Source organism: Mycobacterium sp. NGS24, from assembly GCF_059813065.1.
Genome location: NZ_JCALDW010000016.1, coordinates 42,629 through 66,256, shown reverse-complemented (window position 1 = coordinate 66,256; position 23,628 = coordinate 42,629). Strand labels below are relative to the sequence as shown.

The 23,628-nt window shown below is 67.2% G+C and carries 20 protein-coding genes and 1 riboswitch; of the genes, 4 read left to right on the top strand and 16 right to left on the bottom strand.

Translation table 11 applies throughout. The annotated features are described in order from the left end of the window. Positions 1-11: 11 nt before the first annotated feature. From AC5Y6Y_RS19220 to AC5Y6Y_RS19145, 16 genes are all read right to left on the bottom strand, one after another. Entirely contained in the window at positions 12-1,250 is a 1,239-nt protein-coding gene (locus tag AC5Y6Y_RS19220; RefSeq protein WP_499918913.1) for a PPE family protein, read from the bottom strand. A 616-nt stretch (positions 1,251-1,866) separates the two neighbouring features. Continuing rightward, the gene (locus AC5Y6Y_RS19215) at positions 1,867-3,054 is read right to left on the bottom strand and encodes a PPE family protein (RefSeq protein ID WP_499918912.1); all 1,188 of its coding nucleotides are present in this window, start codon (positions 3,052-3,054) and stop codon (positions 1,867-1,869) included. 316 nt (positions 3,055-3,370) lie between these two features. Continuing rightward, positions 3,371-3,544, bottom strand: a riboswitch (M-box (ykoK) riboswitch). Between the two features lie 109 nt (positions 3,545-3,653). Then, positions 3,654-4,811 carry a PPE family protein gene (locus AC5Y6Y_RS19210; protein ID WP_499918910.1) on the bottom strand — a complete coding sequence of 386 codons (1,158 nt, stop codon included), beginning with the start codon at positions 4,809-4,811 and terminating at the stop codon, positions 3,654-3,656. A gap of 87 nt (positions 4,812-4,898) precedes the next feature. Next, a complete protein-coding gene (locus tag AC5Y6Y_RS19205; RefSeq protein ID WP_499918908.1) occupies positions 4,899-6,167 on the bottom strand; it encodes a PPE family protein in 1,269 nt (422 codons plus the stop codon). 615 nt (positions 6,168-6,782) lie between these two features. Then, positions 6,783-8,618, bottom strand: a complete 1,836-nt coding sequence (gene eccA / locus AC5Y6Y_RS19200) for a type VII secretion AAA-ATPase EccA (protein WP_499918907.1) — start codon at positions 8,616-8,618, stop codon at positions 6,783-6,785. Then, on the bottom strand, positions 8,615-9,835 hold the full coding sequence (gene eccE / locus AC5Y6Y_RS19195; RefSeq protein ID WP_499918905.1) for a type VII secretion protein EccE: 1,221 nt from the start codon (positions 9,833-9,835) through the stop codon (positions 8,615-8,617). The genes eccA and eccE overlap by 4 nt, the downstream gene beginning before the upstream one ends. After that, positions 9,832-11,697: a type VII secretion-associated serine protease mycosin gene (mycP, locus tag AC5Y6Y_RS19190; protein WP_499918903.1), complete on the bottom strand. Its 1,866-nt coding sequence runs from the start codon at positions 11,695-11,697 to the stop codon at positions 9,832-9,834. The genes eccE and mycP overlap by 4 nt, the downstream gene beginning before the upstream one ends. Next, positions 11,675-13,186, bottom strand: coding sequence for a type VII secretion integral membrane protein EccD (gene eccD / locus AC5Y6Y_RS19185; RefSeq protein ID WP_463825409.1), 1,512 nt, complete (start codon positions 13,184-13,186; stop codon positions 11,675-11,677). The genes mycP and eccD overlap by 23 nt, the downstream gene beginning before the upstream one ends. Positions 13,187-13,464: 278 nt before the next feature. Continuing rightward, positions 13,465-14,367, bottom strand: a complete 903-nt coding sequence (locus AC5Y6Y_RS19180; protein WP_463825408.1) for an ESX secretion-associated protein EspG — start codon at positions 14,365-14,367, stop codon at positions 13,465-13,467. 89 nt (positions 14,368-14,456) lie between these two features. After that, a complete protein-coding gene (locus tag AC5Y6Y_RS19175; protein ID WP_463824768.1) occupies positions 14,457-14,741 on the bottom strand; it encodes a WXG100 family type VII secretion target in 285 nt (94 codons plus the stop codon). A gap of 32 nt (positions 14,742-14,773) precedes the next feature. After that, complete coding sequence (locus AC5Y6Y_RS19170) at positions 14,774-15,070, bottom strand: WXG100 family type VII secretion target (RefSeq protein ID WP_463824769.1); 297 nt, start codon at positions 15,068-15,070, stop codon at positions 14,774-14,776. 257 nt (positions 15,071-15,327) lie between these two features. After that, positions 15,328-15,627, bottom strand: coding sequence for a PE family protein (locus AC5Y6Y_RS19165; RefSeq protein WP_463825407.1), 300 nt, complete (start codon positions 15,625-15,627; stop codon positions 15,328-15,330). A gap of 240 nt (positions 15,628-15,867) precedes the next feature. Further along, positions 15,868-16,182 carry a DUF732 domain-containing protein gene (locus AC5Y6Y_RS19160; RefSeq protein WP_463825406.1) on the bottom strand — a complete coding sequence of 105 codons (315 nt, stop codon included), beginning with the start codon at positions 16,180-16,182 and terminating at the stop codon, positions 15,868-15,870. Between the two features lie 100 nt (positions 16,183-16,282). Next, positions 16,283-17,509 (bottom strand): PPE family protein, SVP subgroup, encoded by a 1,227-nt coding sequence (locus tag AC5Y6Y_RS19155; protein WP_499918900.1) that lies wholly within the window; start codon positions 17,507-17,509, stop codon positions 16,283-16,285. Between the two features lie 39 nt (positions 17,510-17,548). Beyond that, complete coding sequence (locus AC5Y6Y_RS19150) at positions 17,549-18,742, bottom strand: PPE family protein (protein ID WP_463825403.1); 1,194 nt, start codon at positions 18,740-18,742, stop codon at positions 17,549-17,551. Positions 18,743-18,923: 181 nt separating this feature from the next. Continuing rightward, complete coding sequence (locus tag AC5Y6Y_RS19145; protein ID WP_499918898.1) at positions 18,924-19,118, bottom strand: ferredoxin; 195 nt, start codon at positions 19,116-19,118, stop codon at positions 18,924-18,926. Between the two features lie 68 nt (positions 19,119-19,186). On the opposite strand from AC5Y6Y_RS19145, the gene AC5Y6Y_RS19140 reads away from it, so the two are divergent. The 4 genes from AC5Y6Y_RS19140 to AC5Y6Y_RS19125 all read left to right on the top strand — a co-directional run bounded on the left by AC5Y6Y_RS19140 (position 19,187) and on the right by AC5Y6Y_RS19125 (position 23,545). Beyond that, the gene (locus tag AC5Y6Y_RS19140) at positions 19,187-20,362 is read left to right on the top strand and encodes a cytochrome P450 (RefSeq protein ID WP_463825401.1); all 1,176 of its coding nucleotides are present in this window, start codon (positions 19,187-19,189) and stop codon (positions 20,360-20,362) included. Positions 20,363-20,788: 426 nt separating this feature from the next. Further along, a complete protein-coding gene (locus tag AC5Y6Y_RS19135; protein WP_463825400.1) occupies positions 20,789-21,088 on the top strand; it encodes a PE family protein in 300 nt (99 codons plus the stop codon). Between the two features lie 31 nt (positions 21,089-21,119). Then, positions 21,120-22,328, top strand: a complete 1,209-nt coding sequence (locus AC5Y6Y_RS19130; RefSeq protein ID WP_499930149.1) for a PPE family protein — start codon at positions 21,120-21,122, stop codon at positions 22,326-22,328. 32 nt (positions 22,329-22,360) lie between these two features. After that, a complete protein-coding gene (locus AC5Y6Y_RS19125) occupies positions 22,361-23,545 on the top strand; it encodes a PPE family protein (protein ID WP_463825398.1) in 1,185 nt (394 codons plus the stop codon). Positions 23,546-23,628: the final 83 nt, after the last annotated feature.

Here is a 23,628-nt window from a genome sequence, read left to right as displayed (position 1 = left end):
CCCTACCTGGACTAGGCATCCTCGAGCGGTGGAAGCACGAAGATCATCGCTGCGGCCGGGTCGGCCGCGGTGACGACACCGCCCAGCGAACTGCTGCCGCCACCGGCACCCGTGGCGGTGGCACCGAGGGCCCGCCCGGCCAGGCTGGACAGCGCCATCTGGCCGAAAACACCGGCCTCCCCGGCGGACGTGGCAGCCGGTACGGCGGCCACATTGGTGGACAGTGTCGCGGCAACTGTCCGGACGGCCGGAGCCGCCACCGTCCAGCCCTGGGGCACCGACAGGGTGCCCACCAGTGCAGCGCGGCCCATAGTCGCCGTCGCCGCTCCCCCGGACGAAGTCAGATGAGGGGTGAGCGACTCGGCGATCGGGGCCAGTGCGCCGGTCACCGGTGGTGCGGGGGTAGCGAATGCCTGCAGCCCCTGCCCGTTCTGTGCGTAGGCATAAACCTGTCCGAACGACAGGAACGGGCCGCCCGGGATCGACGACCAGCCCTGCAACGAGAACGGTCCGGTCAGGGCTGCCAGGGTGGTGTTCCAGTTCGCCACCTCGGTCGCCAGGCCCGACGGCAACGACACGGATGCCAGTTGCGGCAAGGCGAGTCCGGGCAACAACGAGGTCGAGCCCGTCGTCGGTGCAGCCGCAAGAGTTGATGTCATGCCCTGCAACGCATTCGGGACAGATGCGAGCAGCTGGGCGGCCGCCGGCGCGGCTGCGCCCGAGGCGGTCGTGGTCGGCGGTGGTTCGGTGAACGGGGTGAGCTGTGTCGCGGCCGCCGAGGAGCCGGCGTAGGCATACATCGCCACGGCATCCTGAGCCCACATCTCCAGGTACTGGGCTTCCGTGGCTGCGATAGCCGCTGTGTTCTGGCCCAGGATGTTGGTGGCGATCAGCGCCAGCAGCTGCGCCCGATTCGCAGCGATCACCGGCGGCGGAACCGTTGCCACAAAAGCGGTTTCGTAAGCGATCGCCGCCGCCTTGGCCAGTGCGGCCGCCTCATCGGCGCGAGCTGCGGTGGCTGAGATCCAGGACACGTACGGACCGGCCGCGGCGGCCATCGTCATTGCGGTCGGTCCCTGCCACGAGCCCGCTACCAGTCCCTCGATCGCGGACGCGTAAGCGACTGCGGTCGAATACAATTCGGCCCCCAAGGCGTCCCATGCCGCTGCCGCTGCCAACATCGGCCCCGCGCCGGGACCGGTATACATGCGCCCAGAGTTGACCTCTGGCGGAAGTGCCCCATAATCCATGCGCGTATACGCCCCTTATCCGCCAGTAGTGATCCTTCGCGTGGTTTTGTTGAGTTGCCGACCATGTGCTCTACCAGAATCGAATCGCATTTCTCCAGCCCCCGCTCGATATGATGAATGTTCGTTGCGGCATATTTTCGCAACGTTCCCGGTAGGTAAGCGCAATGTAAATAACTTATCGCACTACCGTCGTGACTGCTGTGATACAGCAAATTGCCGAAATACTAACAGCAAACTCCAAGGTCAACGGCGTAGCCATGCACAATAGGTTGACAAGTTATCATCTGAATATTTCAAAACAATGGCGCCGGGCATTGTGAATACCGTCGGCGAACTTTGCAATTCACTGAAATGGATGCGCGAAGCAGCAGCATGTGCGCCGCCCGCGAAAGCAGTGGGTCAGGTCGAGTCGACGAAGCTCGGCCGTCTTCGGCGGTGGGGCCCGGCGGCACCGCCGGTCCGACCCGGGGACACCGCCCGGCAGGCTCTCTCTGACTCGAGGAAAAACGTACGCATCACGAGGGCACACGGTACGTCCTGATGCCTGCTACCCGGCTGCCTCGTACCTGACGGTTCGCTGAGAGCGCTGTTTTGCCTGGTCAGGTGGCTGCGCGTGCTATCCGGCCGCGGGCGAGCGGGCCACGACCGTGGGGCGGAACCCGTATTGCGGGACAGCCCGGCCGAAGGGTTGACCCGCGAGGTTGCCCAGCGGCACCCCCGGCATACCGGGCGTGCCGGACGGCGGCGGCGCGACCATCGGGGTGCCACCGAGCGCGGAGTGCAGGGCGCCGGGCGGTGGGGTGGCCGCAGCCCAGGCCGGGGGCACGGACAGTTTGCCGACCACGCCGGAACTGCCAGATCCGAGGGCGGTGAGACCGCGCGTTTCCAGCGGCACGGCGCCCCCGCCCGCGCTCGGTACCAGCACCTGCGCGGCGTCGGCCACGTCGGTCATCGCTGCGCTGCCGAACAAGCTGGAGAGGGTTCCTATCGTGGCGCCCGGGGTGAACAAACCGGTGGAGGTGATCGTGTTCCACACGTTCGCGTTGGGGCCCCATGCGGCCATGAACTCCGACCAGCTCGACGTCCCGGAACCGGTGAGCGCGGTGGTCGCGAGGTCGGCCAGGCCGCTGCCGCCGTCGGCACCGGAAAGCCCCTGCAGTGCGCTCGGCACGGCGGACATCAGCTGCGACAGAGCGCTGTGCTGGCCGAGAGCGGACGTGTCGGCCGCCTGACTGACCGCGGCCGCCTGGGCCGTGAGACCGCTGGGGCTGGTGATCTGCTGCGGCGCGACGAACTGGTCCAGCTCGGTGGCTGCCGCCGAGGCGCCGGCGTAGCCGTACATCGCGGCGGCATCCTGGGCCCACATCTCCAGGTACGCGGCTTCGGTCGCCGCGATCGCCGGGGTGTTCTGGCCCAGGATGTTCGTCGCAACCAGTGCGGCCAACTGGGTGCGGTTGGCCGCGACGAGTGGCGGTGGCACTGTCGCGGCGAATGCCGTCGCGTAGGCGGTCACCGCGGCCTCGGCCTGCGCCCCGGTCTGCTTGGCCTGCACGGCGGTGGCGTTGAGCCACACCACGTACGGCGTGGCGGCGGCAGCCATCGAGGCCGCCGCGGGCCCGAACCATTCGTCACCGGCCAGCGCGGACAGCACAGCTTCGTAGGTCAGCGCGGTGGCGCGCAGCTCGGCGGCCAACCCGTTCCATGCCGAAGCTGCAGCCAGCATCGGCGCGGCACCGGCGCCGGCGTACATGCGCGCGGAGTTGACTTCGGGTGGCAGAGCGGCAAAGTCCAGTGCGGCGGTCATCGGTGGTCCCCCTTGAGTTCACCCCTGCTGGGGCACGAAACCCGGGTCGCCAAGAACGCAATTCCACGCCTTTTTCCGCGCGCAATTAATACGCGCTTCGCGATATCAGCGAGCGCCGTTTGCGGCTATCAGAAATGCGATTCAGGCGGCGATGCCGGTGCCCGGGTCGGATCGAAACGAAATGGTCGTCGATTTCGAATACGGACTGTCGTCGGGACTCATTCCGCTCTCACCTCCTCAGGGCCGTGGCATGCGGGGATGCCGGGTGCACGACGCATGGGATGAGAGTCCAGCGGGCACGACGGCCCACCAGATCACAGCACCCCTCTCGACAGAGCTTCGGCACCACACGGCGTATCCAGCAGTAATGCTGGAAGCCACTTGGGCTCAACCCTTAAGCCGGGAAGAGCTGTCCTGACCCTGGGCGTCTTTCGACGTTCGAGGTCAGTGGCCTGTGTCCGTGCAGACGCCTCACCTAGCGAGGTGCATGCAGTGGCAATAATGGCACTCGCGACGACCAGAGTCAACTCAGACGTCCCGTCGAATTCGAATTCCGATATTCGAAAGGCGGGAATTGCCGGGACTTTCTTTGGGCGGCGTTATCCCGCAGCCACCGGTCGCGGCATGATTGTCAATCGGGAACCGTAGCGGGGGCCGTTGCCCCAACTCCGTGCGCACGCGTTGGCGGCAGGCAGTGCGGGCATCCCGGGTGCGCCCGCGGCGGATGCCGGAACGGCCGCCGTGCTGCCCGCGCCGGGTACTGCGCCGAACGGCTTCGCTACATCGACGGCGGCCGCCCAGCTCGGCGGAACAGACAGGCGGCCCACCAGGGACGCCTGAGTGCTGCCGGCGGCGACTCCCCCCACGCCGGACGGCGCGGTCGTTGCCGTCATCGCGGCGGCCTCGGCCGAACCGGCGCCGGCGATCTCTGGCTCCGCCCCTTCGACCACCCCGTTGACGTCGGCGACGGCATCGGTCACCGTGGGCACGATCAGTGCCGGCGCCGTATATCCGGCGGAGACGACGCCGTTGAACAGGGAAGAGTTCAAGAAGACCCCGACGGCGTTGCCGTCGTTGCCATCCAGGAAGTTCAGGACATCGACGAGCAGACCTGTCTGCGGAAGTGCGTCAAACGGAGAGGCCGCCGCCGGCGCGGCGAGATCCTGCAGGGTGGCCGGTACCGATGCCATCGCCCGCGCGACCGCGGCGGCTTGGTGGGCCGGACCGGACGGGTCGGTGGTCTGCGCCGGCTCGCCGAACTGTGTCAGCGCGGCAGCCTCAGCCGCGCTGGCGGCGTAGGTGTACATCGCCGTCGCGTCCTGAACCCACATCTCGGCGTACTCGGCTTCGGTGGCCGCAATCGCGGCGGTGTTGATACCCAGAAAGTTGGTGGCCACCAGCGCGAGCAGTCGTGCCCGGTTCGCGGCGACCACGGCGGGGGGAACCGTCATCGAGTACGCGGCCTCGAAGGCCGCCGCAGCTGCTGCGGCGTGACTGGCCGTCTCTTCGGCCTGCGCGCCGGTGCCGCGCAGCCAGTCCAGGAACGGAGCGACCGCGGTCATCATGGCGGTCGATGCCGGACCCAGCCAGCCGTCGTCGACCAATGTGGACAACACCGATTCGTACGCCGTCGCGGTCAACCGCAGCTCGTCGGCCACCGCATCCCAGGCCGTCATGGCGGCCAGCATGGGCGCCGAGCCCGGCCCGGTGTGCATGCGCAGCGAATTGACTTCAGGGGGGAGGGCTCCAAAATCCAATGCCAGCACCTCCTTCAAACCGACCGTCCGTCGGTAACCGCCGGTGTTGCGGAACCGATCAGCGATATCGCGGTTGTCTCCCCCCTGTCATCCAGCGGCCGGTGGGCGTCCCATGATCGTCGGCCGGAATCCGTAGCGCGGCGGACTGCCGAAGTTGTTGCCGGACATGCCGAGTAGCGGCATCCCCGGTGCGCCGGGCAGACCGGCCGCCGCCGCTGGGACCACTGCGTTGCTGGTCCAACCCCCGCCCGGCGCCGCGGTACCGGCGTAATTGGCCACCGCGCTCGCCGCTGTCCAGGTCTGGGGCACCGACAAACGTCCGACCAACGCCGACTGGTTCGTGCCAGCCGTCACGCCGCCCCGGGCAAACGAGACGTCGGCGGCGTCCTGCAGCGGGGGCAGGTTGGCGGGGTTGGCCGGCGACCGCGATGGAATCGGGGACGCGTTGCCCTCACCGGAGCCCATGCCTGGCACGTCGGACTCCGTTGCACCCAGCACCACCGCGTTGATGTCGGCCAGGCCGGCAAACGCCGCGGGGGCCACGATCGCGGGGCTGACATACCCGGCTGAGATGAATCCGTTCGCCAGGCTGGAGTTCAGGAAGGTGCCGTACGGGTTCCCATCGGCTCCGTCCAGGAAGTTCAACAGGTTGACCAGCAGATCCTCACCGGGGAAGGCTTCGGCCGTTGCCGCTGCCGTCGGTGCAGCGAGGCCTTGCAGCGTCGACGGCACCGACGACATCAGTTGCGGCAGCTCGGTCTGCGTGAGGTTGGCTCCGGCACTGGCGGCGGCCTGGGTGACGGCCTCGCCCTGCCGGGCCTGCCCGGCCGGGTTGGTGGTGGGCGCCGGGTGGGTGAACGAGCTCAGCGTGGCCGCCAGCGCGGACCCGACGGCGTAGCCGTACATGGCCGCCGCGTCCTGGGCCCACATCTCGCCGTACGCGGCCTCGACAGCGGCGATCGCGGGCGTGTTCTGACCGAGCAGATTGGTCGCGACCAGCACCGCCAACTGCTGGCGATTGGCCGTGACGACCGCGGGCGGCACGGTTGCGGCAAATGCCGATTCGAACGCGCCCGCGGCCGCCGCCGCCTGAGCGCCGGCCTGCTCGGCCTGCAGCCCGGTGAGGCTCATCCAGGTCAGGTACGGGATGACCGCGTCCTGCATGGCTGCCGCCGCCGGACCCCGCCAGCCGTCGCCGGTCAGCACCGAGATCGCCGTCTCGTAGCCGGCCGCGGTGGCACGAAGTTCAGCTGCCAGCCGATCCCAGGCCGCGGCGGCGGCCAGCATCGGTGCCGAACCCGGTCCGGTGTACATGCGCAGGGAATTGATCTCGGGTGGCAACGCTCCGTAATCCATTGCCGTCACCACCCTCGGACTTGCTGAATATTAGCGAAAGGCGTTGCTGCACAACGAACTTTCGGCATCATTCGCGGCACAGGATGGGGCATCGGACTTTCTCCTTGTTGAGAATGGTCCGACCCAGCTACGGACGCCGCCCGCTTCGGGTGATGATCGATAGCGCGTGCGACTCGCTGCGCACCGTGTGTCGGGTACTCGCGCCAACGGGAGACTGCGGACGCCGCGACCGGATCGGGGAATGGTCATCGACGGGGAATCAGCATTCGACAGATCAGTGCGGCCCCACCTCCCGTCACTGTCGCGGCAGCAAAGCACCGCTGTGGTGGCCCAGGCCGGGATGACGCCGCCGTCCGAGTTTGCCGGGCGTGCCGAATCCTTCCGTCCCAGCGCGAAATTTCACACAGCGTAGCGGGCTGTGGCGGCCGCGGCGGGCAGTTGCGCACAATCCATATTCCGGCGCGCCGTGCCCCACCGATAGCGGGCGGTTTCGGCGAATCGAGCGGGTCCGGGCCGCGCTGCGGCGGGCACCGGGTCCGATCCGGGCCGGCGCCGAGTCAGCGCGGTAGCTGTCCCTGGCGTCTGCGCCCAGAGGTTAGCTGCAGATGTCGCCGGTCACTTGTTGCGCTTCTCTTCCGCGACGGCCGCGCTGAGACCTTCGGCGAGGTCGTCGCGCGTCAATTCGCGGAACCGTCGCAGCTGCGCTTCGCTGAAATCGGTCAGGTCACTGTTAAGAACCGCGTCCAGATCCTCGTCGTCGAGCCGGAAACTGCGGTGGTCACGGGCCTTCTCGACCACGTTGCGCACAAATCCGGCGTTGCCGAGCATGTCGATGCCCCGGATCAGGTCGCCGTCCTCGGAGTAGGTCTCGTCGAGGTAGAACTTGGTGTAGGAGGGCAACAGAATCGAAGCCTCCTCCTCGGTGATGACGTCCTCGTTCTCCCGGCCCATCAGGACGGTCAACGCCACCAGCTCGTCCGGGGTGTAGCTGAAGAACTCGATCACCGTCGAAAAGCGCCGCCGGAGGCCCTGGTTCACCTCCAGCATCTTCTCCATCGCCTTGGCGTAGCCGGCCCCGAACACCACCAGCTCGTCGCGGTGATTCTCCATGTAGAGCAGCAGGGTGTTGATGATGGCGTTGCCGTAAGGGTCGCCCTGCGAGTAACCCTTTTCGTGCAGGGTGTGCATCTCGTCGAAGAACACGGCGCCGCCGAGTGCCCCTTCGAGCATCTCCTCGCAGTTCTTCTCCGCGTCGGCCATGTAACGACCCAGCAGTTTGGTCCGGCTGGTCTCCACCACCACCGGCTTGCGCAACACCGTCAACCCGCACAGCTGCTTGCTGAAGGCCCGCGCCACCGATGTCTTGCCGGTGCCGGGCGGCCCGAGCAGCAGGGTGTGACGCGAGGTCACCGGAACCGGCAGCCCCATCTTGGCGCGCGCCAGATTCACCTTGGTGGTCGACTTAATGAGCTTGATTTCCTTCTTGGCCTGCTCCATGCCGAGCATCGCGTTCAGCTCGGCGTCGCCTTCGGCCAGGTACCGGGCGGCCTCCTCGGCGTGCCGGGCGGCTTCGGCCTGCGCACGCGACGGCGCGCTGTCCGGATCCCACGGGTCGGTGCGGGCCTCGATGGTCTCCGGATCGGTCAGCACCAGCCGGAAGTTGGGGTTGTCCAGAGCCTCTCGGGCCGGGGTGAATTTCGCGTCGCGGGAATACACGCGGCGCAGCAGTTCGACGGCCTCATCTTCGCGACCGACGTGCCGCAGGCACATGCCCTGGGTGTAGAGGGCGATGTTCGCGGCCCCCGGTACCCGGTCCCCCTCGATGGCTTCCTGCCCGCGCCGGAAGGCCTCCTCGAAGACGCCGAGCGACGCCAGCGCCGTGGTGGCCATTGCAGCGCCGGCCGCCTTCAGCTCCGGGTGCCGCCACTGGGTGGCCTCGGGGAACTGCACCAGCACCTCAGGCCACCGTTTGGTGCGGAAATAGAGCACCCCCCGCACATAGCCGACCAGTTCGCTATCGAAGGGATGGCGGGGTTCGGTGGCGTCGAGCAGGGCAGCCGCTTCCTTGTACCGCTTGTTCTCGGCCAGTACGGCGGCGTAGGCGCAGGCCAGGGAATCGACGCTGGTGACGGCGAGCCGCAGGAACAGCCCGTCGGAAACCTCGGGCCGGAACTGCAGGTCGGTGACACCGAGGCGGCGGGTCTCCCAGCCGAATGTCCTTACCGCCGCCCAGGCGCCGGCCAGCACCTCGATGCTCTGGTCACCGGCCAGGATGCGCGCCAACCAGGCATCACACATGCCGGCGTCGAGTTGGGTGGCGGTGGTGAACATCTGCGCTGCCACCGTCGGGTTGTGGCTGGGCTGCAGTCCGTTGACCGAGATGCCCGACGCCAGCAACCCCGCGACCATGGCATTGCGGGCATCTTCAGCGGCAGACTGCGCTCGCGTCATTGTGCTGCTGAGCTGGTCACGTGCTCCGCGTCGTGACCCATTGGCAATTCCAGTTCGTCGTGGTCTCTGAGTTCGCGGCTCGGGACCACCAGCTGTGCCCGCGTCGACGGCGCCGGCAGGCTGGCCCGCACCGCCGCCAACTGCCGACCGGTGAGCCGGTTGAGTCCTGTGGTCAGATCCCTCGGCAACCGGGCTTCACTGTGATAGCGCACCCATGCCGCGAGATGGGGCCGGCCGCCCCGGGTAGTCAGTCGCACAGTAACCACCGTAGCGCCTACTTCCGGCGCCGCCGACAGCCAGAGTGCGTCCAGCGTCTCAGTGTCGATGTCGGACGGCGTCACCCAGAAACTGGTCACAAAGCCGTTGAAGTGTTTTAGGTGCCGCCATCCCGGCCGGCTCCAGGTGGGTTCCAGGTCGGCCAAGACCGCGCTGTCCACTTCGGCCAGTTCATCGGCGGTCAGCGGGCGCGCTGCGCAACTCTGTCCGTCCAGGTCCTGCACCAGTCGCTCGGTGGCCGCGACCAGGGTTGCCGCCAGGGAATCGCGGCATACCACGGCAGCCACGTTGCGCTGCGGGTTCATCCGCAACACCAGCCAGGTGCGCCGTCGGTCGGCGCCGCGCCGCTCGGTCCCCGCCTCGTTCGAGCCCCACCCGTCCGGGCCCCACTCCTCCAGGGAGGCCGACGCGCGGGCAGCTTCGGCGCCGCCCCGCACCTCCACCGAGACGATGTCGATGCCGTCCAGATGAATATCGAACTGGCGCAAGCCATTTGCGACCGCCGCCACCGGCAGGACGGGCGAGCCCGCAGTCGCGCGGTGATGATGAAGGCCCGGGTGATTGCCGCCGTCGGCATCGATCTCGAGCACACTGACCAACTGGCCCCGGTACTCGCGCACGCCCACCGTGTCACGGCCGAAGCGGCGCTTGAAATCGGTCGCCGGGGTGCAGCCCGCCCCCAGGGCGGCGCCGGGGTCGGCGGACCAGTCCCACAGCCAGTTCGCCACACCCGAGGTCACGGTGATGCCGTGGTAGGTGACGATCGACAGCAGCGTCACGATCACCGCGAGGCCGACGCCCACCCACCACGCCACCCGGCTGTCGCCCTGCCACGACTGCGGCGCGTGACTGGCGAGCACCAAGATGAGCACGACGGCCAGGAACACTGCGGTCAACCGCGGCCAGGTCAACGACAGCCCGAATTTGCGCTGCGCCTTCATCGTTGTTTCCGCGATCGTCGCATCAATGTCGCTGTACCGAACACTGCTCCGCCTATCAGTAGTGCCGCAGCCAAGCCTCCGCTGGCCACCCACACCGGCGCCATGTTGCGCGGCGGGGGGGCTTTCGGCAGCGATAGCGGCGCCGAAAGTTGTTTGGGTGCCTGCGGCGGTCCTTGAGGAACATCCCATGTCAATGCCGCGACCGGGTCGACGACACCGTAGCCGACCTGGTTGTCCACCCCCCGGGCGGGCGGACGGGCCGTGTGGATCAGGCGTTGCATCACCTGGTAAGCCGACAACTCCGGGTATTTGGCGCGCACCAGGGCGGCCACCCCCGACACGATCGCGGTCGCGAAGCTGGTGCCCGCCGGCGTCAGCAAAGTGTTGTCCGGACCGTCGATCGCGTTGATCAGACCGTCGTCGCGGGGTGAAAGCCCCATCACGTCGGTACCCGGCGCGGAGATCGACACCCACGGTCCGGCGATGCTCATCTGCGACAACGGCTGACCACTCGTGTCGACCGCGCCGACGGTGAGGACGAAGTCGCTGAACCAGGACGGCGTCACGACCGTGGTGACGGAGTTCCAGGCACGCGGGTCGTTGGGCGACAACGGGTCGAAGATGGTGTTCTGCTTACAGTCCTTCTTGCTGCTGTCTCCGGCCGCGGCGATGATCAGCGCGTTCTTGTCGACCGCGGCGTAGTGCACCGCGGCCCCCAGCGCCCGCTGGTCGATGACGTTGCGGGCGCTCATGCAGGTCACATCGGAGATGTTGATGATCTGAGCACCCATGTTCGCAGCATGGACGATCGCGCGGGCCATCGTCTGAACGTTGTCGATCTTCGCCGCGGTCTGCGGGTCCTCGTCGCCGGTGTAGGCGTCCTTGAGACCGAATGCCTGGCTGGACTGGCGGATCGAGATGATCTCGACCTCCGGCGCGATTCCGCTGAACGCGTCCGGCGGAGGTCCGGTCGGCGACGGGGGCGGTGGAGCGGCCGTCGGCGTGGGTGACCCCGGCGCGGAGGTCGGCGGTGCCGTCGAGGTGGAAGCGGACGACGACGACGAGGTAGACGAGGTAGTAGTGGGCGACGTCGACGGCGACGACGAGGTCGTCGTCGGTGCCAGCGGCCGCGGGTGATCGACGGGACGGATCTTTGCACCGCCGCCGTACCCCGGGATGGTCACCGTGCCGCCGCCCCGGTTGGCTGACGGCGCCTGGCCCGGTCCCGGCGGTGCCCCCGGTGGCGCCCCTTCGGACGGCGGGGGCGCTGGAGCGGGGATCATGGTGATGGTCGGCGCCGGCAGCGGCGACAAGGTCACGGTCTGCGGTGGCGGCGGTTTTTCCTGGGTGGGAATGGTGATGGGCCGCCGTGGCGAGGCCGGTGGTGGCGAGGCGCCGTTGGCGGGGGCGCCGCCGATCATCGAGGCCACCAGGGTGCCGTGGGCGTCACAGTCGGATAAGCCGTCACCGCCGGCCATTACGTAGTCGCCACCCGGAATCAGCCGCGGCAACCGGGGATGCGGGGTCACGCCGGTGTCGATGACGGCGACCTTGATGCCTTCACCACGCCCGAAACGCCACGCCTCGGTGAGATTCAGCATGTCCATGTACTTCGGCTGCACCTTGAAGTCGGTGCCGGGCAGCACCCCTACCTCGGTGCAGTAGGAATTCTGCTTCGTCGCGGCGATCGGCCCGGGCGGGCTGTCCGGTGGCAGCGCACCCGGGTCGATCTGCGGCGGAGTGATTGCGTACGCGGGCGGCATGCCGGCCAGCGCACCACCGGTGAGCAGCATCGCGGCCAGGGTCGCGCTGCTCGCACGACCCCGCCACGACCACGTGCTACCGGTAGCGGATCGCTGCATAGACGTTCATCAACCACAATGCCAGCGGGAAGATCGGCATCAGGCAGAGGTATTCGATCCATTCCACGAACTTGCGGAACAGCGGACTGTAGACGGTGTTGGGCACCACCGCGGCAGCGGTGAGGCCCGCGGTCGGCAGGGCCACCAGCACCGCGGCCGCGATCGACACCGACAGCGGCGACGAGAGCACCAGGGCGTAGCGCACCGCCACCACGGCGATGATCAGCACACCGGTGGCGGCCAGCGTAATGGCCTGCCAGCGGTCGACGTACGAGCGGCCACGCAGCACCAGGAACCCGGCGGTGAATCCCGCGAGGATCAGCGGCAGCCACCGCTCGTGGGTGTGCGGGTTGCACAGCGCGGAGAGAGTGACGACCACCAGGACGCCCAGCCCGATCAGCAGACCGCTCAGGAACGACCGAGCCCGCTCGGCCTGCAGCAACACATCGCGTACCGAGGCCGGTCCTTCCAGGGTGGGCGGGCCGCCCTCCGAGCGCACCACGGTCGTGGGCAGGTCGGGCCGGGCCTCGAACACCCACCGGCTGGTCGCCGACGGGAACACCGGCAGCCGAATGCCGGCCAGTCGCCGGGACAGTGCCGGGGCGGCGTGGTACAGCAGGACGCTGGCCAGCAGCAGGCAGGCCAGCAGGGTGACCGCGCTGGTGTTGGCGACCATCCGGGACAGGCTGGCCAGGGTGGCGAGCGCGCTGATGGTCACGATCGCGGTGTAGATCGCCAGCCGGCGACCGGTGAACCGCAATGCCAGCGCCGCACCGACGGCGAGGACGCCGAAGCCCAGCACGGCGTGCGGCGAACCGACCGGTCCGGGTGGTGCCGCGGCAGCCGCCACCGTGACCGGGACCAGTCCGCTCATCAGCAGGATGTCCGCGACGCGGCGGTCGGCGTCGGTCTTGGCGCGCATCAGCAGCATGCCGGCCACTACCAGCACCAGGACGCCGACGATTGCGGCGAAGATCGTGGTCAGCCAGCTGTTGTGGTGCCACCGCCACCAGCCCAGCACGCCGGAGGCCAGCACCACGCCGGTGGCCACCATGGACGCGCCGACCTGAAGGGCCATCACCGGGTCGATCGCGGCGAAGCGCTTGCTGAGGTTGGACGAGACCGCGGTGGAGATGTGCTCGATGACCTGCGAGCGGTGTTCGGTGTCCGCGACGAACCGGATCCACAACCGGTCGCCGTCGAAGACGTCCTGCTCGGTCAGCGACTGGGTGGCGCGCAGTGGCGTGCCGTCCACCAGGCACAGCGCCCAGCGGCCGCGTCCGGTCGCCTCCAGCGGGGTCTCCCCGAGTTCACGCAGGCGACTGTTGACCACCTTGAGCAGCGGGTCGGTCATCACCGAGACCGGCGCGTTGGCGTCCAGCAACACCCCGATCTGCACCCCCTCGCCAGCCATGATGCCGACGACGACGGCCCTGGGCGACGAAATACCCTCGATGTCAGTCTGTGGCGCGTCAGCTACTGCGGTCATCGTCCTGCACCTCCCGCCGTGGCGAATGAGTTAACTTCTGGTTTTTGCTGCGTGGTGGGCTTGCTCGGTGTGGTCACCGAGGCGCCGGTGGCTCCGCTGCTCCCGTGGAGCTGCGGCTGGACTGACTCCAAGTTCATGTGCCTCGCCTCGCGCTGATAGTTGTGGTGACGTGCTGCTTTTCCTGGTGCAACCCGTCCAGAGCAGTATGCCGTGTTGACATCCCGCTCGCATTTTATGTTGAAAAATGTTGTCTGACTGCGTGTTTCGTAACGGCGTTGTTAAACCCTGCTGTGCGATTTCCATTCGCCGTACGGCAGCGTGTCCAGCACGGTCTTGACTCCCACCTGCACCAACTGTGGGGTGGCCGGGCAGATAGCCAGCCATGCCTCGCCGGAGCCGGCCGTCCTGGCCTGTTGGTAGAGGGCGATGCGGCCGCCCGAACCGTCCTTCAAAGACAGCACCGACGAGCTCGGTCCTTTGGCGTCGTCCCGGTACTGGCGCGCATACACAGCGACCTCAGCAGCGGGATCGGACAGCGCCTGACCTAGCGCGGCGACGGTGGAGGCGCTGATACCCATGCGCCGCAGATCACCGCCGGAGAACACGTTGAAGCCCGACTCCTGCCACGACTTGGTGGCTTCGAGCATCTCCTCGAGGGGCACGTTGACGGCATTGATCGCCGCCGGGTCGGCGTGGTGGATGGATTCGAGCCCGTCCAGCACCAGCGCGGCAATCGAGGCGCTGTCAGAGACGACGACGTCATCGACGGTGATGTCGTTGCCCACCCGCACCGCGGACACCCAGTGTTGGGCGCGGCGAGCCAGTACCACCCGGAATTCGTTGTCGGGGATCTCACGCGAGCCCGGGGGCTGATTCTCGTCGTCGACGACGCCGTAGAGCAACTTGCCCCGCGACAGCAGCGCAACGACCTCGAGGTCGGGCGCGGCAAGCACCTTCATGCGCGCGGCCACCTGTTCGTTGACGGTGTCGCCCACCACGATGCCCTGCTCGCGCATGACCGCCATGCCCGGATGTTCGTTGAGCCAATCGTTGTTGTCGGTGGAGACATACGGCCGGCACCGCAACTCCGGTGCTACGTGCCGGATGTCCAGCAGTGCCTGCAGCATCCAGAAACCGTCGACATTGACAGTGATGTCCGTGCGGGTGCTCTGTTGATCCATCCCCTACCTCGTTGACTCTGTGTGATGACTACAGGACACGGCAGCACACCGACTTACCTGGTGTGCTGCCGCGTCCGCAGTTTTGGTTATCAGGCCCAGCTGGAGCCGACGGCGCTGTCAGTCTGCGCCATGTTGTTGCCGGCGGACTGAACCTTCTGGCCGTGGGTGTTGGCCTGCTCGTAGATCACCTGGAAGTTGCGGCCCAACTGGGCGATGAACTCCTGGCAAGCCACCGAACCGGCGCCGCCCCAGAAGTCACCGGCAGCCAACACATCGCGAACGATGGCCTGGTGCTCGGCCTCCAGGTTGGCGGCCTGGGCGCGAATGAGCGCGCCGTGGGCGTCGACGTCGCCGAACTGGTAATTGATGGTCATATCTGTGTTCCTTCTGTGTCGGGTCGGTCGGGCTAGCTGCTGAGGATCTGCTGGGAGGCCTGCTCTTGCTGCTCGTAGTTGTTCGCGTCGCGAACCAACCCGTCGCGCACCCCGTGCAGCATGTTCACGATGTTGCGGAAAGCGGTGTTCATCTGACCCATGGTGTCCAGCGAGGTGGCCGAGGCCAGACCGCTCCAGCCCGCACCCGCGATGTTCTGCGAGGACGCGTACATGCGACGGGCCTCGTCCTCGACGGTCTGGGCGTGGGTCTCGAAACGGCCAGCCATGGCCCGCATTGCGTGCGGGTCGGTCATGAAGCGAGTTGCCACTTGATGTCTCCTTGTTAGTGAATGATCTGGATTTACAACGCGATGGCCGATCAGCGCTACAGGCGTAACCGCCGACCGGGAAAAACTACGGAGAACCCCCTCTTCCGTCAGCCGGCGGCCACCGGGCTGCGTCACGGCCGGAAAGGTGTCGAACCCGAACCACGCTGTTCGAGTCGACGGCGAATGCAGGTGATCCGAAGTGACGGCCTCCGACCAAGCCGCTCAACCCCGAAATCACCGCCTGTCTGCCAGTTCGATCAGCCTGCGGCGGCTGCGTTGGCGGCCTCGGTGGCCGCATACGAACCCGAACTGGTGGCCAGAGTGTTCACGAACATCTCGTGAATCGCTGCGGCCTGGGCGCTCACGGCTTGGTACATCTGCGCGTGCGCGGCGAACTGGGCGGCGGTCAACGCCGATACCTCGTCGGCGGCCGCCGGAACCACCCCGGTGGTCGGGGCGGCCGCTGCCGCGTTCTGCGCGCTCATCGCGGTACCGATACCCTGCAGGTTTCCGGCCGCCGAGGTCAGCGCCTCCGGCTGTGTGGTCACGAAAGACATGCTTTTTCCTCTCAAATCTTCTCAGTAACCGCTCTCTGCAAGAGAGTAGATGACTGCGTCGGCCACCGGTCGCCTCAAAAGCTACCCGTTGGCAGTTGTTCACTGGACGGTAAACCTTATTCACCTGGTGTAACGACACAGTAACAGCGGTTAACCCGATTTGGCTTGACCTCGCACCAGTCCATGGCAACCTCCCAGCTTCGGACCGCCGGGTTGTGCCGGGCTGCTCCGCCGCGACGACTACGACACCGGCAACTCGGCCTTGTGCCGAGGGCAGTATGCGTCGATGCTCGCCCCGACGAAGAAGCCGGCATGAAAAGCCGGCATGCTGCTGCTGTTCAGCACGTCGCTGGCCACCTCATTGGGCGACATGCCGCTGTCGAGCCTGTCGCAGACGAAGTGTGCGGCCTCGATCGCATGTGAGTTGGAAATGTGGTCGGTGATGCCTTCGGACCGCAACTCGGCGAGGAATTTGTCGTCGACGGTGTCAGCGTGTGCGGGCGCGCCCGCGCCGAGCAACGCCAGCAGCGCCACCGCGATAAGCCGCCGATACATTCTGATGCTCCTGCAGATCAAGTGGTTGAGCCGGACCGCGAACCATGCCGGCTCCGGCATCCTGGGGTCGATTCTCGCGAGCTCGTCGCGAAGGCTGCGGCTATCCGGCGGGCATCGGGCGCGCCATCACGGTGGGTTTGAACCCGTAACGGGGCCCCGCGCCCGCCCCGCGCGTGCTGCCGCCCCCGCCGACGGGCATGCCGCTGAGCACGTTGCCGCTCTGCGCGCTTTCGCCCGCGATGATCGGCTCGCTGATCATCTGTACGGCCGGACGCACGGTGGGGGCGGCTGATGCGCCGGGCCACGAGGACGGAACCGCCAGGTGCCCGATGTGGGCGCCCTGTCCCAACCCGGCGGCCACCTGGCCGCCGGCCGTTCCCAACGCCCCGCTGATCGGCGGCGCCGCGACAGCTGGTGCGGCCGCGGCCGCGGCGGGGGGGTTCAGCCAACCCGCTGATTTGGCGATCTGGACGCCGAAGTTGCCCATACCCACGCTGAAGTACGGCAGACCCTCGGTGTTGTAGAAGAAGCTCGCGTAATTGGAATAACCCTGCATGAAGGTGCCCAGGTTGTTGGGCAGCGTGGTCTGCCCGGTCAGCAGGAACCAGATTTCGGTGAGGATCGGATAGTCGGTCGCGGCCGCCTGGGCCAGTTGTGACGCTCCACTGGGCGTGGACAGCAACCCCAACCGGCTGGTGATCTGATGGAAGAAGCTCTGCAGCGACTCCTGGATCGAGGCCACCGGTGTTGCCTGTGCGGCGGCGACCGCGGCCACCTGAGAGTTGGTTCCGATCGGGTCGGCGATGGCGGGAGCCGCGTCGAACCGCGACAGGTCGCTGGCCGCCGCCGCGGATCCGGCGTAGGTGTACATGGTCGAAGCGTTCTGGGCCCACATCTGTGCGTAGCCGGCCTCCAACTGTGCGATGACGCCGCTGTTGATGCCGAAGATGTTGGTCTGCAGTGCCTGCGCAAGCTCGGCGCGGTTGGCCGCAACCAGCGGCGGTGGCACGATCGCGGCGAACGCGGCTTCGAAGGCTGCCGCCACCGCCTGCGATTGGACGGCGGCATGCTCGGCTCGGGCGGCGGTAGCCGTCGTCCAATCCACAAAGGGTTGTACGGCTTGCACCATGGTCGCCGAGGCCGGTCCCAGCCACTCTTCGCCGGCAAGCAGGGCCAGCACGGCCTCATAGCCCTGGGCCGTCGACGCCAACTCGGCGGCCAGGGCGTTCCAGGCCGAGGCGGCGGCCAACCAGGAGGCCGCGCCCGGCCCGGAGTACATCATCGCCGAGGTGATCTCGGGCGGCAGGGCAGCCAAATCCGTTGTCATGTACTGACTCCTCACTTGTCCGTGTGGCGTTGACCGGTGTCACCCGGCCGAGGGTGGGCGGGTCAACACGGTGTGCCGCAACCCGTACCGGACACCGAGGTGGCCTGCGCGTTCGCCGTTGCGCGCACCCGGCGGAACACCGCGCAGCGCGGCGTTCATCACGTTGTCGGGGCTTACCTGGGCCGCCGGGGTGGCAAAGTGTGCGCTCGTCAGCTTCGGCACGGTCTGCTGCGCACTCCCGGTCGCGGCGCCCCAGCTCGCCGGCACCGACAGTCCGCCCACGTGCGCGGCGGACGCGGTGCCCGCCGTGACGCCTATGCCGCTGTGAAAATGCCACCCGCCGGCGCCCAGGGCGGCGAATTGCGGTGTCGGATACCAGGCGCCCCCGGCTCCGGCGGTGGTGCCCAGGCCCGGGAACAGTTGTTGCCCGATAGACCAACCGAAGTTCCCCAACCCCACCCCGAAGTACGCCTGCAGTGTTTGCCGCAGCACGTTGTACATGCCGGGATAGAGCCCCGCCCAGTTGTTGTCGGGCGTGGGCAGCCACCCCAGCATCGGTGCCCACCCGATCGGTGTGTCGACGATGTGCACGATGTCCGAGGGAGAGGCGCCCGCCGGTGCCACCGCGAGATCCCGGACTGCGGCGCGGGACAGCAACTGCGGAATCGTGTGCGCCGCCTCGGGGGCGGTGTCGCCGTCGTGCGCATCGGTGGTGTGGGGAGGCGCGGCGAACCGGCTCAATTCGGTGGCAAGCGCTGCGGAGGCCGCATATCCGTACATTGCCGTGGCGTCCTGAGCCCACATTTCCAGATAATCGGCTTCGGCGGCCGCGATGGCGGGGAAATTCTGTCCGAATACATTGGTGGCGACCAGCGTCATCAATAGGACCCGGTTAGCCGCGATTACCGGCGGCGGCACCGTCATCGAGAATGCGGTTTCGTAGGCGGCCGCGGCGGCGCGGGCATGGTTGGCGGCTTCCTCGGCCCGGACGGCTGACGCACTCAGCCAACTCACGTACGGTCCCACTGCCGCAACCATCGACTCCGCGGCCGGTCCGATCCACAGCGAGGTGGTCAGTTCGGCCACCACAGATGTGTAACCCGTTGCAGTCAAACTCAATTCGACGGCCAGACTGTCCCACGCGGAGGCCGCGGCGAGCAGGGGTCCTGACCCTGGACCGGTGTAGATCCGGCCCGAGTTGATCTCAGGCGGCAACGCCGCGAAGTCGAACACCACCCTCCTAGCCAGCACACAATGGGGGTCGTTTCTGCACAGTCGCGGCCACGCTGCGGCAACCCTCTGAAAACATAGAGGCAACCACCGCGGCACCCGGTTCAGTCCACCAGATATTCATTTTCGCGAATTAGTTGTTAAACCGCAGTTCAGGAAAATGGCGAAAGGGGTAGCGAGCGTTTCAGTCCGACTCGAGCACAAGTGCCATTTCCGGGCAGGAGTCGACACCTTCCCTGGCGAGTTGCTCGTCTCGTGCGGCGACCTGGTGCTCCTGCAGGATCGAGTAGCCGGCCTCGTCGATCGGGAACAGCTCGGGGTCCACCGCGTAGCACTGTGCGTGCCCGGCACATTTCGACTGTTCGAGACGAATCCTCATCGGAAGTCAGCCTAGCCATCGGCTCGCCGGACGCCCCCGCACGCGACCACGTTGGTAGGTTTCCCGGCGTGAGCCCCCCGGACGCCTACCACGCCGGTGATTTCCACCTGCCCAGGCTGGAATACTCGTCACTGCCACTGGCCGCGGATCGCGGGGTGGGCTGGCGGGTCCTGCGGGGGGCGGGCCCGGTGGTCTTCATGAACGGCCACTATTACCTGACTCGACGCGAGGATGTGCTGGCCGCGCTACGCAATCCCGAGGTCTTTTCGTCGCGGGTGCTGCAGCCGCCGACCAATCCCCTCCCGGTACTCCCGCTCGCGTTCGACCCGCCGCAACACACCCACTACCGCAAGATCCTGCAGCCCTATTTCAGCCCGCACGCGCTGGGCAAATCCTTACCCGTGCTGGCCCGCCATGCAGCCGACATGATCGGCGCGCTCGCCGACCGCGGTGGCTGCGACGCGATGGCCGAGCTGGCACGTCTCTACCCATTCCAGGTGTTTCTCGACCTCTATGGGCTGCCCCTCGAGGACCGGGACCGGCTGATCAACTGGAAAGACGCCATCACCGGCGACCAGGCCTACCTGTCCCTGGCCGAGATGGAAAAGGGGCAGATCAACCTGTTCGGCTATCTCAGCGACGCGATTCAACAGCGCCGGCAACATCCTGGCTCCGACATGTTGTCCCACATCATGACCGACCCGGCCGGCCTCACCGACCTCGAACTGCTGGGCATGAGTCACCTGCTGATCCTCGCCGGTCTGGACACAGTGACGGCGGCCATTGGTTTCGCTCTGCTCGAACTCGCCCGCAGGCCGCTGTTGCGTGCCCAGATCCGTGACGATCCGCGGCAGACCCGACATTTCGTCGAGGAGATCGTCCGGCTCGAGCCTGCGGCACCGGTGGCGCCCCGGATCACCACCACATTCGTCCACGTCGGTGGCATGACCCTGCCACCAGGTGCGCAGGTCCGGCTGTGTATGGCCGCGGTCAACCGCGACGGCAGCGATGTGACGTCCACCGACGAGCTGGTCATGGACGGCAAGCTGCACCGGCACTGGGGTTTCGGCGGCGGACCACATCGCTGTCTGGGCTCCCACCTCGCGCGGATGGAACTGACGGTCGTCGTCGCAGAGTGGCTCAGGAGGATCCCGGACTTCGGCCTACCGGCTGATTATTCGCCGCAGATCGCATTTCCATCGAAGACGTTCGCGCTCATGTCGCTGCCGTTGCAGTGGGACTGAGCGGGGTGGTTATCCCGGTATCCGGCGCTCCCCCAGCACGCTCCTTTCTATGAGGGTTCATAGAAATGCTGGAGAGAAGCCTGAAACATAGCGAATACATAGATTGCGCACCGATCCTCGGATCATCGGGCGCGCCTTGCCCCTGCTTAGTATTTGCCCAGTTCACAGACCGGCATGGGCAACCGCGGGTTGAACGCACGCTGAACATAACTCGGCACCTAATGAACAGTCGGCGTCTTCGGTTCCTGCAGAGCAGCTGCCAATCTAATGTGGTTCATGTGAGTCAACTGAGATAGCTACCAGATCTTCAGATGACCTGATATGATCCGCGACTTTTGTGAAAGCGGTGGGACGCCGACCGAGGCAGTCGCAGCACATCGGGGTGTTGCGCTCAATCCGAAAATCAAGCCACGCCGGAGGAATCTGATGTCTTTTGTTCGTACCTATCCCGAGCACCTGGTCGCTGCAGCCAGCAATTTGCAGTCGCTGGGAGCGGCGTTCAATGCCGGGACTGCGGCGGCTGCCGGGCCCATCACGACGGTGTTGCCCGCTGCAATCGACGAGGTGTCGGTGCTGACGGCAGCGCAGTTCGCCACGCACGGTCAGCGGTTTGCGGAGTTGAGTGCACAGGCATCGCGGATTCAGGCGCAGTTGGCGGCGACGCTGGCCACCAATGGGGTGTCGTACGCGGACACCGAGGCGGCCAACGTCGCAGCGGGGCTGTAGACGGGTATCAGAGACCAGGAGCAGGGGCATCGTGGTGGATTATGGATTGTTGCCGCCGGAGATCAATTCGGCGCGAATTTTTGCAGGTCCGGGTCCGGCTTCGCTGATTGCCGCGGCGACGGCGTGGCAGGGTTTGGCGGCGGACTTGGCGGCGGCGGCGACGGGTCATCGATCGGTGATCGAGACGTTGACCAGTGGTCCGTGGACCGGTCCAGCCTCAGCACAGGTGGCGGCGGCGGTTTCGCCGTTCATCATGTGGTTGACCAACAGTGCCGAGCAGGCGGGACAGACGGCAGGTCAGGCCGGTGCGGCGGCTAACGCCTACGAGACGGCATTGACGGCGTCGGTGCCGCCACCCATGATCGCGGCGAACCGGGCGTTGGTGCAGGCGTTGACCGCGACGAACATTTTCGGGCAGAACAGCGCCGCTATTGCGCAGTTGGAGGCCCAGTACGGCGAGTTCTGGGCCCAGGACGCCGGGGCGATGTACACCTATGCCGGCAGCACCGCGGCGGCTACCCAGCTCGCCGAACCGGTGGCGCCGGCAGAGGTGACTGATCCGCTGACCGGGCCCGTCGATCAGGCGATCGCCGCGGTCAAGGCCCAGGGTTCGGCCATCCAGACCCAGCTCAACAATGTGGGTGCTTACGTGAATCCCCGGGTCGGCGATGTGCTCAAGACGTTGTCGTCGCCGCTCAACGGCAACGGCCCGGCCATCGATGCCTGGCTGATGGCCAACACGCCGCTGGATGACATTGTGCCGCTGTACCAGAAGTACCTGTCGCCGTACATCAACTCGGTAGCGGCTTCGATTCAGGTGGTCCAATCCGTCGGCCAGAACAGCAGTGGTCTTTCGGGCCTCCTCAGTTTCGGCAACACCCTCAGCAAGGACGCCGCCTCCGCGGCTAGCAAGGCTGCCGAGGCTGCGACCGGCGCGGGGCAGGCTGCGGCAGGTGCTGGACAGGCTGCGGCCGGTGCTGCGGGCAAGCTGGGCGGGGTGGCTGCGGGCCTGGGCAAGGCGGTGCCGCTGGGCGGGTTGTCGGCGCCGGCGAGTTGGACGCCGTGGCATGCCACGCTGAATCCGGGGGTGGCCTCGGCAGTTCCGGCGGGTGCTCAGGGCGCCAACAGCTTCCCGATGGCTCCGCCGTTCGGGCAGTTCGTCAACGGTGGCTACGGGCGCAATCAGCCGACATATGGGTTCAAGCCCTCGGTGATGGCCAAGCCCCCGGCCGCCGGCTAGCGGTCATCGGGCATCAGGGGGAACAGACACCGATGTTCGACTTCGGCTTGTTGCCGCCCGAGATCAATTCCGGGCGGATGTATACCGGGGCCGGTTCGGGGCCCATGCTGGCCGCCGCGGCAGCGTGGAGCGTCCTGGCAGCTGAGATGGCCTCCGTCGCGCACGGCCACCGGTCGGTGATCGTGGAACTGACCGGTGGGCCGTGGGTCGGGCCGGCCGCGGAATCGCTGGTCGCGGCGGTGACACCGTTCATCGCCTGGCTGGACAGCGGCGCGGCGGAAGCCGAGCAGGCCGCCGGTCAGGCATTCACCGCTGCGGCGGCCTACGAAGCGGCGTTCACCGCCACGATCCCGCCGCCGGTCATAGCGGCCAACCGGGCGTTGCTGGGGGCGTTGGTGGCCACCAACTTCCTGGGGATCAATACTCCGGCCATCATGGCCACCGAGGCGGCGTACGCGGAGTTCTGGGCCCAGGACGCCGGGGCGATGTACAGCTATGCGGGGAGTTCCGCGGCCGCCACCGAGTTGACCGAGTTGCCCCAGCCCGCCGAGGTCACCGATCCCACCGGACTGGCCGACCAGGCCGTTGCGGCCCTCAAGAGCGCGGGCCAGGCGGTGGAAAGCCAACTCAACAACCTGGGATCGCACATAGCGCCGCGTCTCGGCGATGTGCTGCAGACACTGTCGTCCCCACTCAACGGCCAGGGCGCCGCGATCGACAGCTGGATCGCCGCCAACACTCCCCTCGACGACATCGTCCCGCTCTACACGAAATACCTGTCGCCCTACATCAATTCGTGGGCATTGTTGAACCAGAGCACGCTGTGGTTCGGAGACGACGCAGCGGGCTTCGCGAAGGTCGCCACTGTTGCGAATACGCTGTCTGCCGACGCCGCCAAGGAAGCCGCAAAAGCTACCCAGGCCGCCGGAGCGGCCGCGCGCAGCGGCGTCGGCGGCGTGGCCGCGAGTCTGGGTAAAGCGGTCCCGATCGGCAAGTTGTCGGCCCCGGCCGGCTGGACCACGGCAACCGCACCGAGCACCGCCGGCGCGACAGCGATCAGCAAGGCCACCGCGATTCCCGCTGCGGCCGAAGGCAGTGCCGGCAACGTGCCCGGGACCGGCCCCGTCGGCCAGTTCGTCAACGCCGGCAACGGCCGTAAGACCCCCGCCTACGGACACCGACTCAAATTCATGACCAGACCACCGGCAGCCGGCTAGTTAACCTGGTTGTCGACGTCACGCCACGTTGTCCCCAACGTGGCGTGACCTTTTCGCGAAGACCTCTGCGGCAGTTCGCCGTT

Excerpts from the sequence above, each read along its gene's own strand:
- AC5Y6Y_RS19220 (WP_499918913.1), bottom strand. The coding sequence starts at position 1,250 with ATGGATTATGGGGCACTTCCGCCAGAGGTCAACTCTGGGCGCATGTAT.
- AC5Y6Y_RS19215 (WP_499918912.1), bottom strand. The coding sequence starts at position 3,054 with ATGACCGCCGCACTGGACTTTGCCGCTCTGCCACCCGAAGTCAACTCC.
- AC5Y6Y_RS19205 (WP_499918908.1), bottom strand. The coding sequence starts at position 6,167 with ATGGATTACGGAGCGTTGCCACCCGAGATCAATTCCCTGCGCATGTAC.
- eccA (WP_499918907.1), bottom strand. The coding sequence starts at position 8,618 with ATGACGCGAGCGCAGTCTGCCGCTGAAGATGCCCGCAATGCCATGGTC.
- eccE (WP_499918905.1), bottom strand. The coding sequence starts at position 9,835 with ATGAAGGCGCAGCGCAAATTCGGGCTGTCGTTGACCTGGCCGCGGTTG.
- mycP (WP_499918903.1), bottom strand. The coding sequence starts at position 11,697 with ATGCAGCGATCCGCTACCGGTAGCACGTGGTCGTGGCGGGGTCGTGCG.
- eccD (WP_463825409.1), bottom strand. The coding sequence starts at position 13,186 with ATGACCGCAGTAGCTGACGCGCCACAGACTGACATCGAGGGTATTTCG.
- AC5Y6Y_RS19180 (WP_463825408.1), bottom strand. The coding sequence starts at position 14,367 with ATGGATCAACAGAGCACCCGCACGGACATCACTGTCAATGTCGACGGT.
- AC5Y6Y_RS19175 (WP_463824768.1), bottom strand. The coding sequence starts at position 14,741 with ATGACCATCAATTACCAGTTCGGCGACGTCGACGCCCACGGCGCGCTC.
- AC5Y6Y_RS19165 (WP_463825407.1), bottom strand. The coding sequence starts at position 15,627 with ATGTCTTTCGTGACCACACAGCCGGAGGCGCTGACCTCGGCGGCCGGA.
- AC5Y6Y_RS19160 (WP_463825406.1), bottom strand. The coding sequence starts at position 16,182 with ATGTATCGGCGGCTTATCGCGGTGGCGCTGCTGGCGTTGCTCGGCGCG.
- AC5Y6Y_RS19155 (WP_499918900.1), bottom strand. The coding sequence starts at position 17,509 with ATGACAACGGATTTGGCTGCCCTGCCGCCCGAGATCACCTCGGCGATG.
- AC5Y6Y_RS19145 (WP_499918898.1), bottom strand. The coding sequence starts at position 19,118 with ATGAGGATTCGTCTCGAACAGTCGAAATGTGCCGGGCACGCACAGTGC.
- AC5Y6Y_RS19135 (WP_463825400.1), top strand. The coding sequence starts at position 20,789 with ATGTCTTTTGTTCGTACCTATCCCGAGCACCTGGTCGCTGCAGCCAGC.
- AC5Y6Y_RS19125 (WP_463825398.1), top strand. The coding sequence starts at position 22,361 with ATGTTCGACTTCGGCTTGTTGCCGCCCGAGATCAATTCCGGGCGGATG.